The following is a 16149-nucleotide window of genomic DNA, read 5'->3' on the forward strand; positions in this document are numbered from 1 at the left end:
CTCTCTTTTGTATTATATGGCATCATGCTGATTTATGATCTTTGTTTTTCTTCTTCCAGCTCCACTTCATGTCTTAACTGGGCTTTGTAAAGTGTTGAGTAATACCCGTTCTTATCAAGAAGTTCCAGATGTTTTCCTTCTTCTACAATTTTACCGTGCTCCATAACGATGATCTTATCTGCCTTTTCAATAGTAGAAAGCCTGTGGGCAATGATGATGGAAGTTCTGTTTTGGGTAATTTTTTCTGTTGCTCTCTGGATCAACTTTTCGCTTTCGTGGTCTATAGAAGAAGTGGCTTCATCCAGAATAAGGATTTTAGGATCTGATAAATAAGCTCTCAGGAAGGACAACAGCTGTCTCTGACCTAAGGAAATGGAAGATCCTCTTTCGCTTACCACAAAATCATATCCTCCAGGAAGCTGCTCAATAAACTGATCTACTTCAATTTCTTTTGCTCCAGCCTTTATTTTCTCTAAAGTAATGCTTTCATCTCCAAAGGCAAGGTTTTCAAAAATGCTCCCATGGAAAAGAAATACATCCTGCAGAACGACTCCGATATGACTTCTCAGGTTATAAAGCTCATAGTCTTTTAAATCCACATCATCAATTATAATCTTTCCAGAATTAATATCATAAAGTCTCGTGATAAGACTGATGATGGTTGATTTCCCCGCACCGGTTGCCCCTACAATAGCTACTGTCTCTCCCGGATTCACTTTAAAATCAATTCCTTTTAGCACTTCCTGCTTGTCATCGTAAGCAAAACGTACATTCTCGAATTCAATTTTACCGTCGAAATGATCCTTCTTTACGGTTCCTGTATTCGGCATGGCATAATCTTCATCCATAACACCCAGTACTCTTTCTGCTCCTACGATACCTCTCTGGATATTATTGAAACGGTCTGCAATCTGTCTCAAAGGACGGATTAGCATCGAAATATATTGTATAAATGCAATAACAACTCCGGCACTGATTGTGATATAGCCCCCATAAAAAAGGATAAATCCTATAAATAAGGAAGAAATAAGCTCTACTACAGGAAAAAACAGCGAGAAAATAAATACGGTTCTCAAAAGGGCTGTCTTCAGTGTAATATTAATATCATCAAACTTCTTAAATTCAGCTTCCTGCCTGTTGAAAACCTGGATAATAGACATTCCTGCCAATCTTTCCTGAACGAAAGAATTCTGATTGGCCGTCCATGTTCTTTCATCTCCGAATGCTTTTTTCAGTCTTTTTTGGAAAAATCTGGTAATCATGACCATTAAAGGCAGAATCGCCAATGTGATATAGCTCAAATGCACATTGGTATTGAACATCATGACCAGGACAAATGCAATTCTGAGAATATCCCCGAAGACCATAAGAAAACCATCTGTGTAAACCGTAGCGATAGTCTCCACATCACCTACAGCACGGGTTACAAGCTGCCCAATAGGCGTTTTATCAAAAAATGAGGTCCTAAAATAGATCAGCTTTGCATAGAGCCTCTCACGAATGTCACGAATAACGTTCTGTGAAATAAAATTTGAAAAGTAAACTAAAAAAAAGTTTAAAATAGTTTCTGCAAAAACCAAACCTACCAATATGTAGATATGCTTCATCATTAAAGCATTATCTTTCAATTTGGTGATATCATTATCCACCACCACCATAGTAAGGTAAGGCCTATAGGTAGAAACCACAGACAGTAAGACAGAAATAATTAAAGTAAGGATGAACCAGGACCGGAATTTCATTCCTATAAAGAACAGCCTCTTAACAATCCCCCAGGTATCTTGTTTTTTCATTGTACGAATTGAAGAAAGAATTTAAAATTCTATGCAAAAATAAGACTTTAAAATTTGACAGCCTTTACAACTTCATCAATTCGTCATAGAAAATTACAGATAAGGGTTATTTACAATATGAATATATTAAGTTCGGTCTTTCAGCCAGTTCAGAATGTATCCCGCCACTTCTTCCCAACCTTTTTCACCACAGATAAAATGGCTTCGCCCTTCAAATTCTTTAAAATCTGCAATGCTGTTCTGGTCTTTGTAAGCAGATGCTATCTTTCTGGAAAAAGCTGCCGGAAAAATATGATCATTGGAACCGGCAATAAAAAGCAAAGGCTCGTGAGGTTTCTTTAAATCTAGTGTTGCCGAAGATTTGAAAAGTGGATCTCTTGCCAGCTTACGGCTCTCAGGAACAGCAACCGTTTCATACAGTTTGTCACTTTCGGATTTTGAATAATTGTTGAAAAATGCTTTATGATACCATTCTTTTGTCCCTAAATACGGGCTGTTTCCTTTAAAAAAATTCACTACAGGCCATACGATTTTTACTGTAGAAAAAGGAGCCATTACATTTTTGGGAGGAGCGCCATCAATACTTACTCCGGCACTGGCTTTTCCCATGTCAATAAGTTTCTGAACCATCAGACCACCAAACGAATGCCCGATCACAATTGGTTTTTCCGGGAGTGTATCAATAAATTTCACCAAATGGTCAACTGTGTCATCAAAACCTATATTTTCCAGTTCTGACGGAATATTTATTTTCAGTTGTTGGGGATTCCCTTCATGTCCGGGATTGGAAGGCGTATGAACAGTATAGCCCTGAGCTTCAAAATAAGTTTTCCATTCTTTCCAGCTTGTATTATTCACAAATAATCCATGAATCAATACGATAGTTTTTGTTTTCATAATCTTTATTGTTTTAAATTATGAGACAAAGTTCCGCAGATAAAATGAGGATTATTTTAACCTCGGTTAAAATCGTACTACTTCCCTGAAATTCTTTTTCTTATCCTGCTCAAAGACGGCCCCTGAATCCCTAAATAAGAAGAAATATGATACAAAGGAACATTCTTGAAAATATCCGGGTGCTGCCTGATCAGATCCAGGTACCGTTCTTCAGGGGATTTCAGCAGAAACCCTTCAATTCTGGTCATGGTAATATTGAATGCCTCCTGAGCCAAAAGTCTTCCAAACTTTTCCCAGCGGTGCGACTGCTGATACAGTGAAAGCAGATCGGTATAGCGGATGTAAATAATGGATGCATCCGTTAAAGCCTGAGTGTGATAATCACACGGAATCTGATTGATAAAACTTTTAAAAGAAACCACGAAACCATTCTCAGAGTACAGAAAAACATTTTTCTCTTCCCCTGTCTTTTCCTCGATGGTATAAGAACGGAAGACACCGTCAATAATGAATCCGAAATAAGTACACACAGTTCCCCGGAGATTGTAGAATTCTCCTTTTTTATAGGTCTTCGGCTGCCAAAAATTTTCTGAAAGTTTAAATTCTTCTTCCGAAAGACCGGCAAAGTGATTCAGGGCAAAGGCTAATTTCTCGATTTCGGTCATGACTGGTGTTTTTAAATGATAGATAAAAAACATCCGGTGACTTTAGTCACCTCAACTAAGCATCGTTTCAGTTTTATAAATCTTGATCTCCGATTTTTTCAATCTCCAGAGAAGGTTTATTCACATTTTCTTTCACAAATTTTCTTTCAAGTAGCAGATAAACTCCATATACTGCTGCGATTGAAATGATCCAGCTGATAATATTGATCACGGAAAATCCAGTATAATCCACACCCACCGAAGCAGGATCTGTCAAGCCCTTATAAATTCCATAAGAAAAGCCAAAGACCAGCTGCGTTCCTAAATACACTCCAATCGCTAGAAGCCCATAGTGCCATTTTGTTTTTCCGAACCTTTCTGCCAGCTGTGCATAGTACCTGTAGGCTCCGATAAGAATAAAGATTGATAACATAATTCGTGTTTTTATATATTAAATTTCAGTAATATTCTAAATTTATAAAAAATAAAATTCATATCCTACATCCACAAGAAACAAACCGTGGCCTGGGGCTGAAGTTCCTGCAGCATTACGGTTTTTGTCTTCAATGATTGTACGCAGATCTTCAGGTTTTATTTTACCACTCCCGATCTCAACCATAGTTCCAACGATAGCACGGACCATATTTCTGAGAAAACGATTGGCTGAAACTGTAAACTTAAGTTCTGTTCCTTCCTGCTCCCACTCTGCTTTGTACATTTTGCAGATGTTAGTTTTATTATCTGTTTTCAATTTAGCAAAACTTGTAAAATCCTCATATTCAAACAAAATTTTACAAGCTTCATTCATTTTATGAATGTCCAGCGGCCTTTTCCAGTGCTGCCATGCTGATTCCAGGGTAAAAGGATTTTTCGCCAGGGAAATATAATATTCATAAGTCCTGTACATAGCATCAAAACGGGCATGGAAATCGCCTTTCACCTTAAAGATCCGCTTTATCGAAATATCAGGTGGTAAAAAACTGTTTAATTTATATGGAAGATTGATCTCATCCACAGGCTGTTCCGTATCAAAATGGGCAAATATTTTTTTAGCATGAACGCCTGTATCCGTCCTTCCGGCACCTGTCGTTTTGATCTCTTCCCTTAATATTGTGGAAAGTGCTTTTTCAAGCTCTTCCTGTACAGTAATAGCATCCGGCTGTATCTGATAACCGAAATAGTTTTTCCCGTTGTAAGAAAATTCAATAAAGTATCTCAATGTAGTATAATAACTCAACAAAAATACTTTAATTTAATGAAATATTTGTTGAAAACTCTTTGAGATATTATATAAAATCCTTACGAAAATTCCTATTTTTGCAGACGTATGAAAAGATGGTACCTTTATCCTTTTTCCCTCGGTTATCATTTGGTAACGGGTATCCGAAACACAATGTATGATCTTGGAGTTTTTAGGACAACAAAATTCAAGACCCCGATAATTAATGTCGGAAACCTTTCTGTAGGCGGAAGCGGGAAATCACCTATGGTGATGTACCTTGCCCAATTTCTGTCCAAGCATTACAGGACAGGAGTACTTTCACGCGGCTACGGAAGACTGACAAAAGGTTATGAAGTAACAAATTATGAAAGCAATTATAAAATTGTAGGCGATGAAGCCATGCAGCTTTTTGAGCGTTTCAAAAACCGTTTCGTCATTGCCGTTTCAGAAGAAAGAGTTCCAGGAGCCAAAAAGGTAATTGAAGATATGGATCTTGACGTTCTTGTTCTGGACGATGCCATGCAACACAGAGCCATAAAGGCAGGATTCAATATTCTGATGACTGATTTTAATGATCCTTATTTTAAAGACCATCTGCTTCCGGCCGGCGACCTTAGAGAATCCAGAAACGGTTCCAAGAGAGCAGACATCATCATGGTCAGCAAATGTCCTGATGAGCTTACCGAAGAAACCAAACGCTATTATATTTCAAGAATAAGGCCTTCTTATAACCAAAAAGTATTCTTTTCATCCATCGGTTATGACGAAAATGTGTACGGAAAAGATAAAATGCTTCCGGATAATAACCTGAACTATTATGATATCCTTCTGATTACAGGAATCGCCAACCCAAAACCGCTTCTGGAACATCTGGCTAAATTTTCGCAGCGGGTTAAGCATTTGAAATTCAGAGACCATCATAATTTTACGGATGATGACATCAAAAAGATCACCGAAGAATATAAAAAATTAGGTGAATATAAGCTGATCCTGACCACAGAGAAAGATTATGTACGTCTGAAAACTTTTGACTATCTTAGAGACATTGTTTACTACTGGCCTATTAATGTCATCATTGATAAAAAGGAAGAATTCAATCAAATCATCTTAGATTATGTTAGAAAAAATTAAGCAGACCGCCGATTTCATTAAAAGTACAATCAAAGAAATTCCGGACTTTGCTATTATTTTAGGATCCGGATTGGGGAAACTGCAGGATGAAGTGGAAGCCATCCACATTTTGGAATATCCTGAAATTCCTAATTTCCCACAGACTACTGTTGTTGGGCATGGAGGAAAATTAATTTACGGAATTCTGGATGGCAAAAAAGTTCTTATGATGAGCGGCCGTTTCCATTATTACGAAGGTCATTCTATGGAGACCGTGACTTTTCCAATACGGGTTTTTCACCTGCTGGGCATTAAAAACCTCATCCTTTCCAATGCCTGTGGCGGCGTAAATCCTGCCTACAGCGTTGCTGATATCGTTATTTTAAAAGACCATATCAATATGATGCCTGAACATCCGCTTCGTGGTAAAAATATTGAATCATTCGGGCCGCGTTTTGTGGATATGAGCGAGCCTTATAACAGGAAAATGATCGAAGTGGCTGAAAAAGCTGCTGCCGACAATAATATTAAAATCCATAAGGGAGTATATGTTGCGCTACAAGGACCTACCTTCGAAACCCCTGCAGAATATGGAATGATCAAAGCCATTGGTGGTGATATGGTAGGAATGAGTACTGTTCCTGAAGTAATTGTTGCCAGACATATGGAAATGAATGTTTTCTGCATCTCCGTGATTACAGACCTTGGCGGGCCGGATATTGCCTTTGCCGTTTCTCACGAAGAAGTTCTGAATGCAGCCAATAAAGCAATGCCGAATGTGATCACTGTAGTAAAAGGTGTAGTAAAAAACTATCAATAGATCTTTATAGAAATTTTCAATCTCATAAATTTTTCCTAATTCATAGGAAATCAATCTCAAATTGCGTTTCATTGTTTAGATTTGTATAAATGAAATTGAGAAAATGAAAAAGTTAGTATTAATTTTTATGATAAATATTTTCGGGCTGGGTTATTCACAGCAGCAGCCGAAAGTACTCAAAACCAATTTCTCCCAAGAAGCTCTGGTACAAAAGCTGGAAGATGAGGAAGGGAAAAATATTACCATTCAGCAAATCCTTGATCAACATAAAGGAAAAGTTTTGGTGATTGATTTCTGGGCCGGATGGTGCAGAGACTGTTTGAAAGCACTTCCAAAAGCTGAAGAACTTGAAAAAAACAATCCAAACGTAGATTTTGTATTCCTTTCACTGGAAAGATCAAAAGAGGGTTTTAACAAAAGTCTGGACAGATTCAATATGAAGGACAAGGATAATTACTGGTTTGCTTCGGGCTGGAAAAATGATTTTAACAATTATATCGACCTCAACTGGATACCTAGATATATGGTTGTAGACCAGAAATCTTCCATCGCAAAATATTACGCTATTTCCCCTGAAGATCCGGAAATACAGGAAACTATCAACCGTCTTTTACAATAATGATCACAAGAAAAGCTACAGAACAGGATCTGAAGGTCCTTTTAGAATTTGAACAGGGAATTGTTTCTGCAGAAAGGCCGTTTAACAGTACTCTTATGGATGGAGAGATTCACTATTATGATCTGCTTCATTTGATACAGGCTGAGGATTCCTTAGTATTGGTTACAGAAGAAAATAATGAAATTATCGCCTCAGGTTACGCACGGATCAAAAAACCGGAAAACAACTATTCTAATTTTGACCGTTATGCTTACCTGGGATTTATGTATGTAAAGCCTGAACACAGAGGAAAAGGGGTTAATAAGCTGATCCTTGACGAACTGATCCGCTGGGCGAAATCCAAAGACATTTCAGAAGTAAGACTTGATGTGTATGCCCAAAATGAATCCGCTGTAAAAGCCTATGAAAAAGCAGGGTTTGAATCATTACTCGTTACCATGAGAATGAAAACATGATAAGAATTTAATTCAAAATAAATGAATCCATATCTTTGCGGTATGGATTCTTCTTTTCCCACCCGTAAAATTATTCATGTCGATATGGATGCATTTTATGCTTCTGTGGAACAGCATGACAATCCTTCGCTTAAGGGAAAGCCTATTGCTGTAGGAGGAGAACACCGGGGAGTCGTTGCAGCAGCAAGCTATGAAGCCAGAAAATATGGTGTACGTTCTGCAATGCCCAGCAAAACAGCCAAAGAAAAATGCCCTCATATCATTTTTGTGACGCCCCGCTTTGCACGGTATAAAGAAATATCAAAACAGATTCGCGAAATTTTCCATGAATATACTGATCTTGTAGAACCCCTGTCGTTGGACGAAGCTTACCTTGATGTCACCGAAAATAAAAAAGACATAGAATCTGCCAATCAGATTGCCAGAGAGATCCGTCAGAAAATATTTGAACAGACGGGGCTTACCGCTTCTGCAGGCATTTCCATAAACAAATTTCTCGCAAAAGTAGCATCTGACATCAATAAGCCGAACGGACAGAAAACCATTCATCCGGATAGAATTGAAGGTTTTCTTGAAGAGCTTCCGGTCGAAAAATTTCACGGTGTTGGCAAGGTTACGGCTAACAAAATGTTTAGTTTAGGTATTTACAAAGGAAAAGATTTAAAGAAAAAAACACTCGAAGAGCTGGTCAGACTTTTTGGAAAGTCCGGCGGTTACTATTACAATGTAGTACGCGGCATTCATAATTCTGAGGTAAAGCCACACCGGATTCAGAAAAGCGTTGCGGTAGAGAGAACTTTTTTTGAGGATCTTTTTGACGACCAGGCGATTAATGAAAAGCTGGAACATCTGAGCCAGGAACTTCACCAGAGGCTGCAAAAGAATAATATTCTGGGAAGGGCCTTAACTTTAAAGATCAAATATAAAGATTTTTCGCTTTTTACAAGAAGCTTTACAAAAGAAGAGTATTTTACTTCTCCTGAACAGTATTTCAGCACCGGGAAAAAGCTTTGGGAACTAAGGCCGTTTGATAAGCCTGTTAGATTGCTGGGGCTATCCCTCTCCCACCTCAACACCGAGGAAAAAAAGCAGGTTTCTATTCAACTAAAAATCCCGTTTGAAGAATTTGAGATTTAACAGGTAAAAAAAATTCACTATCTTGTAGTGACCAAATTACAGCCTATGAACCCGACAATGATTCAATTTTTCCACTGGTACTCGGAAGGGAATGGAAGATTATGGAAAGAAGCAGAAAAACAGGCCGCATATCTGGCAAAATTAGGAATTACTTCAGTATGGTTTCCTCCTGCCTATAAAGGAACAAACGGAGGCTACTCTGTAGGATATGATGCTTATGATCTGTATGACCTCGGCGAGTTTGACCAAAAAGGAAGCATTCCCACCAAATATGGCACCAGGAATGATTATGTCAAAGCTATTAAAGCCTTAAAAAAACAAAATATAGAGGTAATCGTAGATATTGTCCTGGGGCATAAAGCCGGCGGGGATGAACTGGAAAGGTTTAAAGCCGTAAAGGTAGATGAAAACAACAGGGAAAAGATTATTTCAGAGGTTATTGAGATAGAATCCTATACTAAGTTCACGTTTCCCGGAAGAAAAAAAAAATATTCTGATTTTGAATGGAACTTCACCTGCTTCAGTGGTGTGGATTATGCTGAAGGTATGGATTCACACATCTTTAAAATACAGTCTGAGTACGGAAACGATTGGGAAGAGATGATTGACGATGAGAAAGGGAATTACGATTATCTGATGTACAACGACATCGAACACCGGAATCCTTTTGTGCGCGAAGAGCTTAATAGCTGGGCAGAATGGTATTTTAATGTGACTGATTTTGATGGAGTAAGACTGGATGCCTTAAAACATATTTCATTTGATTTTTATAAGGAATGGCTGACGATGCTCCGTTCCAATTCCGGAAAAAATATTTTTGCAGTCGGGGAATACTGGGCCCCGGGGCAGCTCAATCTTCTGCAGAAATATATTGAGGTAACGGAAGGATGCATGAGCCTTTTTGACAGCTCACTGCAGAATAATTTCCATACTGCATCTAATGAAGGCAGCTCCTATGATCTCCGCAGGATTTTTGACCAAACCCTTACCCAGGTTGATCCAATGCACTCTGTAAGTCTTGTGGATAATCATGACACGCAGCCCCTTCAGGATCTCGAAGCTCCGGTACAGTCGTGGTTCAAGCCGATAGCTTATGCGCTGATCCTGCTTCGCGAGAATGGATATCCATGTGTTTTTTATCCTGATCTCTATGGTGCCCATTACGTTGATAAAGGCAGAGACGATAATAGCCATGAGATTTTCCTGCCTAAAGTGGATGGTATAGAAGAACTTCTAAAGGCAAGAAAGGAACATGCGTATGGAACGCAGAGGGATTATTTTGAAGATACCAACTGTCTGGGCTGGACGCGTGAAGGTGACGATGAACACTCCGGATGTGCCGTAGTTCTCAGCAATAAAGATGCCTACAGCAAGCCTATGGAAATGGGAAAACAGTATGCAGGCAAAAAGTTTCATGATCTGCTTAAACGGTTTAAAGAAAAAGTAATCATTGATGAAAACGGATGGGGAAATTTCCCGGTCCCTGCAGGAAATGTAAGCGTATGGATCTCTGAGTAATCCTTGCGACCATATAAAAGGCATCCATAACTCTTTAGTTATGGATGCCTTAAATTACTTTAATGACAGAATAATTAGCAGTGGATATACCTGCAATTCTGTATATTAATGGCCCATTCGCAGCAATAGCCATCCTCGTTGGAGGTACAGCATACATTGTTCCCGATAATATCTCCACCCTTTAGGTTCTTAAGTTCTTTTCTGTCAAGTTTTCGTACGTTAGCAAAAAGTTTTGTTTTCATAATTAATAGATTTTTGGTTTGGTTATCCTAATATACGTAAAATATCATAATTACCATCCAATATATCACCAAACGGATACTTAAGCTGTATATCCCGAAAATCAAGCACTTACATTGCACTCCCTTACAAAAATTTTGTTTGAATTTATTTAAAACTTAATTTTTGTATTTTCAGGATTTCCGGACGTTCCGAATCATCAGAAATAGTTCCGTTTCTTGCAAATTCTGCCCAAAGTGCCCTGAGTTTTTTGCCATTCTCATTAATATATTCCCACGGAACATTTTTTAACATTTCAGAGAATTTCCATGCCGATTCATTTCCGAAAATCAAAGGAAGATCAATACAGTGTGGCGCTCCGATATGGCTGCTGTCTGATCTGGAATGGATTCTAAATAGGTAAATGCTCCCTCCCGCTTTTGCATAGTTTTCAGCAAATATTTTTGCGGGAGTTCCATAAATGAGTTCAGTGGTTTTTTGGACCGTTTTATCCATGATTTTCAGTCCCAGCCCTTTTCCGAAATATTTATTCAAAGCATCAGAAGTTTTAAGATAAAATGCTGTTTCATCATTATTCAGGCCAATCAATACATCATATTTTTTTGCGTTTGCCTTCCATTGCTCTTCAGATTCCTCTTCTTTACATAAGGGTGAAAATCCATACTGAATACCGAAAGGCATAGCGGCCTTTAAGCCATATTTAATGACAGAAGGTACATATTTTCTGTATTCATCCATCAGTTTAAAAACATCAGTTTCATCTTTCAGCACTTCAGTCTTTCTTAAAAATTCGGCAGACATTTTCTGCCTTTTATGGCGTAATCCCAACGGGGCACTCTGAATAATCACTCTTTGAAACAAACCCTCAACACCTTCGGAAATCATAAGATGGGCAATAGCATCGCCACCTGAAGACTGACCTAAAAGAGTAACATTTTCAAAATCACCCCCAAATTCTGAAATATAGGTCTTGATCCATTTTAATGCTTCTATGATATCGAGCAGACCCAAGTTTGGCGGCCTTTCGTCGCCTCCCAGAAATCCGAAAAGCCCGAGCCTGTAGGAAACGGCAACAACAATGATTTGCTGTTCTTTCACCCATTCGCTGGGATCGGATGTAGGAAGATCACCACATCCTATTTCATAGGAGCCACCATGAATCCAGACTATTACAGGAAGCTTTTCATTATCTGTGAAACGGTCAGGACGGAAGACCGAAAGATACTGTGGGGATTCATCAGGATCAAAGTTCTCGATATGTGTAGGACCAATCATTTTTTCTACCAGCGGACTAATTGTCTGCGGGCAAACAGGAGTTTTATCAGGGAAAATAATTTCTTCAGGAGACGGCCGTTCTGCAACAGGCTTTTGAAATCTTTCAGAGCGGGCATACCGGATGCTGTTGGCTCTGATAACACCATTGTTTTTTAATGAAATAACTTTCCCGAAAGAAGTCTGAAAAATGTGGGTTGTGGTCTGCTCAACGGTCATTTTAAAAACTTTGAAAAATTTTATTTATTAAAATTAATCCGGTTTTTTGAAATAAGAAAATTTTCAATTGGTTTTAACGCTAAAATGCCAAGACTTTTATATGGTTAATTTATAAAGTAAGTTTAAAGGACATTTTAAACACTAATTTCCACAAATAGTTCAAAGTAAAATTACGATTTTAGTGTTGCTTGTGTTTAAATGATCAGTTTAACGTTTTATATTCGCTCGGAGAAACCCCAACCTTAGTTTTGAATAATCTTGTAAAATGCTGAGGATATTTAAATCCAAGGTCATAGGAAATCTCACTGATTGATTTTGACGGATTCAGTATCTGTTCTTTGGCCACATCGATCAGCTTGTTGTGGATAAATTCCTGAGCAGAAACTCCTAATTCTTTTTTGATCAGGTCACCGAAATAATTGGCAGACAGATTCAGTTTTTCTGCAAAGTAATTAACCATAGGAAAGCCAATATTTTTTGGATTATCGGATTTAAAATAATCATCCACCAGATTTTCAAATTTACCTATAACGCCCTGGTTAACGTGGTCTCTTGTAATAAACTGACGATCATAAAACCGCATACAGTAATTTAAAAACAGTTCAATATTGTTAACGATTAATGATTTGCTGTGCTTGTCGATAGACTGCTCAAGCTCAAGCTTTATATTTTTAAAACATTCGAGAATAATTTCCCTTTCTTTTTCTGAAAGATGCAAAGCTTCGTGTACATCATAGGAAAAGAAGCTGTAGTCTTTGATATTTTTTCCGAGATTAGTCCCCTTAATAAGATCCGGGTGAAACAGCAGCGCATATCCTCCCGGCTGTATAGATTTTCCGTCATTTGTAACCCCACTTACCTGCCCTGGAGCAATAAAGACCAGAGTCCCTTCCTGATAGTCATAGCTGTGCTTACCGTAATGCATATCACCACAGATCACATCTTTCAGAAAAACGGTGTAAAACGTATGGGTTCTTTTGTACTGGCATATGGGATCGGATTTTGCAAAATCTACCACACTTACCAACGGATGCAGTGTTTCATGATTTACCATTTTATTGTAATCTGAAATACTGTTTACTTTTTCAACTTCCTGATCTTCCATTGACTATCTTTTTAAACTTATTCAAAATTACCACTTTCCTGCGGACCTTTTTAAGATGTCTGTAAAATTGGTAAGTATTCCGGTAATCTGTATAAGTTATGTTTACTTAAAAGTATCGACTTTTGTACGGTTATGGAAACATTCAATACCAATATTTTTCTCAAAGGAGAAAAGGCTCCCGAAGCTTATTTTTCGGGAGGAACCGCCTGGGTTCATATCTTAAAGCCGAACGAAGATGATCTGAACTGCCAGATCGGAAATGTTATTTTTGAACCCGGCTACAGAAATAACTGGCATTCTCACGGTGGAGGCCAGATTTTAATTGTAACTTCAGGAACAGGTTTTTATCAGGAAAAAGGCAAACCCGCACAGGTTTTACATCCCGGAGATGTAGTGAATATCCTTCCCGGTATTATCCACTGGCATGGAGCGTCTGAAGACAGTGAATTCACACATATTGCCATCAATCCCAATACTCAAAACGGTATTGTGGAATGGATGGAACCTGTAAGTGATGAGGAATATAACAATTTATAACTAAACTTAATTATAATTAAATTAAATAAACCAATGAGCACAATCACAGTAAAAGCCTACGGGGCTGAGTCTACTACGGCGGATCTGAAAGAGATGAATATTGAAAGAAGGGAAACAACACCTAAGGATATAGAAATTGAAATTCTGTACTGCGGAGTGTGTCACTCTGATCTGCATACGGCGAGAAACGACTGGGGCGGATCTTTGTATCCTGTAGTTCCCGGACATGAAATTGTAGGAAGAATAACCAATGTGGGAAGTGAAGTTTCCAAATTTAAAGTGGGAGACCTTGCAGCAGTAGGTTGTATGGTAGATTCATGCGGAACCTGCGACAGCTGTAAGAAAGATTTGGAGCAGTATTGTCTGAATGGATTTACAGGAACGTATAACGGAAAAGACAAACACTTGGGCGGCCATACTTTCGGAGGATATTCTGAAAAGGTAGTTGTGGATGAAAGTTTTGTTTTAAGGGTGCCTGAAAACTTAGAGCTGGCAGCTGTAGCTCCATTACTTTGCGCAGGTATTACCACATGGTCTCCATTGAAACATTGGAACGTGGGACCTGGTTCTAAAGTAGCTGTTGTTGGACTAGGTGGATTAGGTCATATGGCAATTAAACTGGCAAAAGGATTAGGTGCAGAAGTTACTTTATTCTCAAGAACTCCGGGAAAAACAGATGATGCCAAGCAGCTGGGGGCAGATCACGTGGTCATTTCCACAGATGATGAGCATATGAATTCTGTAAAAGGAAAATTCGATGTGATTATTGATACTGTTCCTTATGTACATGATGTAAATCCTTATGTGGCTACTTTAAATATCAGCGGAACCCTTGTTTTAGTAGGCTATTTAGGTGGTTTGGAACCTATCTTGAATACGGTTCCTATGATCATGGGAAGAAGATCTGTAGCAGCTTCTTTAATCGGAGGTATTGCTGAAACCCAGGAAATGCTAGATTTCTGTGGGGAACACAATATTGTTTCTGAAATTGAGATTATCAAGATGCAGGAGATCAATGAAGCTTACGAAAGAATGCTGAAAAGCGATGTGAGATACCGTTTCGTTATTGATATGAAGTCTTTATCATAATTTCCAGCTCTTAAAATAAAAAGACTCTTCGCTTTGAAGAGTCTTTTTTATTGATATTTAGTAAGCCTTTTTCATATCCTGAAAAGCCCAGTCTGCCATTGCATCGATGACAGGAGCCAGTTTGAGACCTGCTTTACTCAGTTCGTAAGTAACATGCGGAGGAACTACAGGTTTTGCTGTTCTGATAACCAGCCCATCAGCTTCTAACTGCTTCAGATGCTGGATCAGCATTTTTTCTGTCACCTCAGGAATGGCTCTTTTTAATTCGCTGTACCTCTTCTCTCCTGTTGAAAGATTGAACAGAATAATAGGTTTCCAAAAACCACCTATTTTTTCCATCACATACATTACAGGGCACTGTTCCAATACACTTTTTTTGTTCTGCTGAATGGTAGAACTTTCTTTAATTGCTGTCATGATACATACTTTAGGGTAAGTACTTGTATAAAAGTAAGTACAAATATAACTTTGTATAAAGAAATAAACAACATTTAATATGAAAATTATTGTAACAGGTTCTTTAGGGAACACCGCAAAACCGTTAGCAGAGCAATTAATTGCAGAAGGCCATGATATTACCGTAATCAGTAGCAGTGAAGCCAAAAAAGGTGAGATTGAATCTTTAGGAGCAAAAGCTTCCATCGGTTCTATCACTGATGTGAATTTTTTAGTTAAAGCATTTGAAGGGGCTGATGCCGTATTTGTAATGACTCCCCCGATTATAGGTGAGACTCATATTGTTGAAAATACAGTGAATGCCGGAAAAAATTATGCAGAAGCCATTGCAAAAACAGGGGTAAAAAGAGTGGTCATGCTAAGCAGCGTGGGAGCTGATTCACCGGTTGAAAACGGTCCAATTAAAGGGCTTCATTATATTGAAAAACTATATAATGAACTGGAAAACACTTCTGTCACTTTGCTAAGAGCAGGTTATTTCTACATTAATTTTTTCAATGATATTCCATTGATTAAAAATGCGGGTATTATCGGTGGAAATTATCCTGAAAATATAAATATTCCATTGGTCCATCCCACTGATATTGCCAAAGCTGCAGCTGAAGAACTGGTAAAAAATACAGCAGGCAAAAATATCCGTTATGTAGTAAGCGATTCGCGACCGCCTGCAGATTTTGCAAAGGTCTTAGGAGCCGCAGTTGGGAATCCTGAATTACCCTGGGTTGAATTTACAGATGAGCAGTCTTTAGAGGGAATGGTACAGGCAGGTCTTCCACAGGAAATGGCTGAACTTTATGTTGAAATGGGAAAAGGTATGAGAACCGGTGTTGTGCAGAAGGACTTTATTGAACAGGGATCTCCGGTTAATGGCTCAGTAAGCCTTGAGGACTTTTCCCGTGAATTTGCTAATAAATTTTAAGTTCGAATTTTTTGAAATGAAAAAACTTCTATAAACATTTCGGCGCACCTGCGGTGCGCCGAAATGTTTTTTTAACTGAATCTATACTCTATTTTTA

General features: G+C 38.3%; 18 protein-coding genes. 9 read left to right on the plus strand and 9 right to left on the minus strand.

What is annotated here, in order from left to right; translation table 11 throughout:
- Nucleotides 1–32: 32 nt before the first annotated feature.
- From J2T03_RS18760 to truA, 5 genes are all read right to left on the minus strand, one after another.
- A complete protein-coding gene (locus tag J2T03_RS18760) occupies nt 33–1793 on the minus strand; it encodes an ABC transporter ATP-binding protein (RefSeq protein ID WP_306845128.1) in 1761 nt (586 codons plus the stop codon).
- Nucleotides 1794–1919: 126 nt separating this feature from the next.
- A complete protein-coding gene (locus J2T03_RS18765; RefSeq protein WP_307220878.1) occupies nt 1920–2690 on the minus strand; it encodes an alpha/beta hydrolase in 771 nt (256 codons plus the stop codon).
- Nucleotides 2691–2767: 77 nt separating this feature from the next.
- Nucleotides 2768–3355, minus strand: coding sequence for a Crp/Fnr family transcriptional regulator (locus J2T03_RS18770; RefSeq protein ID WP_307220879.1), 588 nt, complete (start codon nt 3353–3355; stop codon nt 2768–2770).
- A 73-nt stretch (nt 3356–3428) separates the two neighbouring features.
- Nucleotides 3429–3767: a hypothetical protein gene (locus tag J2T03_RS18775; protein WP_306845133.1), complete on the minus strand. Its 339-nt coding sequence runs from the start codon at nt 3765–3767 to the stop codon at nt 3429–3431.
- A gap of 42 nt (nt 3768–3809) precedes the next feature.
- Nucleotides 3810–4574 carry a tRNA pseudouridine(38-40) synthase TruA gene (gene truA / locus J2T03_RS18780; protein WP_307220881.1) on the minus strand — a complete coding sequence of 255 codons (765 nt, stop codon included), beginning with the start codon at nt 4572–4574 and terminating at the stop codon, nt 3810–3812.
- A gap of 87 nt (nt 4575–4661) precedes the next feature.
- Here truA and lpxK point away from each other — a divergent pair, with 87 nt between their 5' ends.
- The 6 genes from lpxK (at nt 4662) to J2T03_RS18810 (ending at nt 10215) form a co-directional block, all read left to right on the plus strand.
- Nucleotides 4662–5687 (plus strand): tetraacyldisaccharide 4'-kinase, encoded by a 1026-nt coding sequence (lpxK, locus tag J2T03_RS18785; protein WP_306845137.1) that lies wholly within the window; start codon nt 4662–4664, stop codon nt 5685–5687.
- Nucleotides 5671–6486 (plus strand): purine-nucleoside phosphorylase, encoded by an 816-nt coding sequence (locus J2T03_RS18790; protein ID WP_306845139.1) that lies wholly within the window; start codon nt 5671–5673, stop codon nt 6484–6486. Before lpxK ends, J2T03_RS18790 begins: the two co-directional genes overlap by 17 nt.
- Before the next feature lie 103 nt (nt 6487–6589).
- Entirely contained in the window at nt 6590–7105 is a 516-nt protein-coding gene (locus tag J2T03_RS18795) for a TlpA family protein disulfide reductase (RefSeq protein ID WP_307220883.1), read from the plus strand.
- Nucleotides 7105–7560 (plus strand): GNAT family N-acetyltransferase, encoded by a 456-nt coding sequence (locus tag J2T03_RS18800; protein WP_307220885.1) that lies wholly within the window; start codon nt 7105–7107, stop codon nt 7558–7560. The genes J2T03_RS18795 and J2T03_RS18800 overlap by 1 nt, the downstream gene beginning before the upstream one ends.
- Before the next feature lie 42 nt (nt 7561–7602).
- Nucleotides 7603–8697: a DNA polymerase IV gene (dinB, locus tag J2T03_RS18805; RefSeq protein WP_307221125.1), complete on the plus strand. Its 1095-nt coding sequence runs from the start codon at nt 7603–7605 to the stop codon at nt 8695–8697.
- A gap of 45 nt (nt 8698–8742) precedes the next feature.
- Complete coding sequence (locus J2T03_RS18810; protein ID WP_307220887.1) at nt 8743–10215, plus strand: alpha-amylase; 1473 nt, start codon at nt 8743–8745, stop codon at nt 10213–10215.
- Between the two features lie 74 nt (nt 10216–10289).
- On the opposite strand, the gene J2T03_RS18815 is transcribed toward J2T03_RS18810, so the two are convergent.
- From J2T03_RS18815 to J2T03_RS18825, 3 genes are all read right to left on the minus strand, one after another.
- Nucleotides 10290–10457: a hypothetical protein gene (locus J2T03_RS18815; protein ID WP_306845145.1), complete on the minus strand. Its 168-nt coding sequence runs from the start codon at nt 10455–10457 to the stop codon at nt 10290–10292.
- 145 nt (nt 10458–10602) lie between these two features.
- On the minus strand, nt 10603–11946 hold the full coding sequence (locus tag J2T03_RS18820) for a carboxylesterase family protein (protein ID WP_307220888.1): 1344 nt from the start codon (nt 11944–11946) through the stop codon (nt 10603–10605).
- 202 nt (nt 11947–12148) lie between these two features.
- Nucleotides 12149–13051: a helix-turn-helix domain-containing protein gene (locus J2T03_RS18825; RefSeq protein ID WP_306845149.1), complete on the minus strand. Its 903-nt coding sequence runs from the start codon at nt 13049–13051 to the stop codon at nt 12149–12151.
- A 132-nt stretch (nt 13052–13183) separates the two neighbouring features.
- Here J2T03_RS18825 and J2T03_RS18830 point away from each other — a divergent pair, with 132 nt between their 5' ends.
- Nucleotides 13184–13588: a cupin domain-containing protein gene (locus tag J2T03_RS18830; protein WP_307220890.1), complete on the plus strand. Its 405-nt coding sequence runs from the start codon at nt 13184–13186 to the stop codon at nt 13586–13588.
- A 33-nt stretch (nt 13589–13621) separates the two neighbouring features.
- Nucleotides 13622–14677: an NAD(P)-dependent alcohol dehydrogenase gene (locus J2T03_RS18835; protein ID WP_307220892.1), complete on the plus strand. Its 1056-nt coding sequence runs from the start codon at nt 13622–13624 to the stop codon at nt 14675–14677.
- A gap of 57 nt (nt 14678–14734) precedes the next feature.
- On the opposite strand, the gene J2T03_RS18840 is transcribed toward J2T03_RS18835, so the two are convergent.
- A complete protein-coding gene (locus J2T03_RS18840; protein ID WP_306845152.1) occupies nt 14735–15094 on the minus strand; it encodes a winged helix-turn-helix transcriptional regulator in 360 nt (119 codons plus the stop codon).
- Between the two features lie 79 nt (nt 15095–15173).
- Between J2T03_RS18840 and J2T03_RS18845 the strand changes: the two genes are divergently transcribed.
- Nucleotides 15174–16052: an NAD(P)H-binding protein gene (locus J2T03_RS18845; RefSeq protein ID WP_306845153.1), complete on the plus strand. Its 879-nt coding sequence runs from the start codon at nt 15174–15176 to the stop codon at nt 16050–16052.
- Nucleotides 16053–16149 lie beyond the last annotated feature (97 nt).

Origin of the sequence: Chryseobacterium lathyri (genome assembly GCF_030812195.1) — a bacterium.
In the GTDB taxonomy this organism is placed as follows: domain Bacteria; phylum Bacteroidota; class Bacteroidia; order Flavobacteriales; family Weeksellaceae; genus Chryseobacterium; species Chryseobacterium lathyri_A.

Coding starts and splice junctions, on each gene's coding strand:
- J2T03_RS18760 (WP_306845128.1), bottom strand. CDS start 1,793: ATGAAAAAACAAGATACCTGGGGGATTGTTAAGAGGCTGTTCTTTATA.
- J2T03_RS18765 (WP_307220878.1), bottom strand. CDS start 2,690: ATGAAAACAAAAACTATCGTATTGATTCATGGATTATTTGTGAATAAT.
- J2T03_RS18770 (WP_307220879.1), bottom strand. CDS start 3,355: ATGACCGAAATCGAGAAATTAGCCTTTGCCCTGAATCACTTTGCCGGT.
- J2T03_RS18775 (WP_306845133.1), bottom strand. CDS start 3,767: ATGTTATCAATCTTTATTCTTATCGGAGCCTACAGGTACTATGCACAG.
- lpxK (WP_306845137.1), top strand. CDS start 4,662: ATGAAAAGATGGTACCTTTATCCTTTTTCCCTCGGTTATCATTTGGTA.
- J2T03_RS18790 (WP_306845139.1), top strand. CDS start 5,671: ATGTTAGAAAAAATTAAGCAGACCGCCGATTTCATTAAAAGTACAATC.
- J2T03_RS18795 (WP_307220883.1), top strand. CDS start 6,590: ATGAAAAAGTTAGTATTAATTTTTATGATAAATATTTTCGGGCTGGGT.
- J2T03_RS18800 (WP_307220885.1), top strand. CDS start 7,105: ATGATCACAAGAAAAGCTACAGAACAGGATCTGAAGGTCCTTTTAGAA.
- dinB (WP_307221125.1), top strand. CDS start 7,603: ATGGATTCTTCTTTTCCCACCCGTAAAATTATTCATGTCGATATGGAT.
- J2T03_RS18810 (WP_307220887.1), top strand. CDS start 8,743: ATGAACCCGACAATGATTCAATTTTTCCACTGGTACTCGGAAGGGAAT.
- J2T03_RS18815 (WP_306845145.1), bottom strand. CDS start 10,457: ATGAAAACAAAACTTTTTGCTAACGTACGAAAACTTGACAGAAAAGAA.
- J2T03_RS18820 (WP_307220888.1), bottom strand. CDS start 11,946: ATGACCGTTGAGCAGACCACAACCCACATTTTTCAGACTTCTTTCGGG.
- J2T03_RS18825 (WP_306845149.1), bottom strand. CDS start 13,051: ATGGAAGATCAGGAAGTTGAAAAAGTAAACAGTATTTCAGATTACAAT.
- J2T03_RS18830 (WP_307220890.1), top strand. CDS start 13,184: ATGGAAACATTCAATACCAATATTTTTCTCAAAGGAGAAAAGGCTCCC.
- J2T03_RS18835 (WP_307220892.1), top strand. CDS start 13,622: ATGAGCACAATCACAGTAAAAGCCTACGGGGCTGAGTCTACTACGGCG.
- J2T03_RS18840 (WP_306845152.1), bottom strand. CDS start 15,094: ATGACAGCAATTAAAGAAAGTTCTACCATTCAGCAGAACAAAAAAAGT.
- J2T03_RS18845 (WP_306845153.1), top strand. CDS start 15,174: ATGAAAATTATTGTAACAGGTTCTTTAGGGAACACCGCAAAACCGTTA.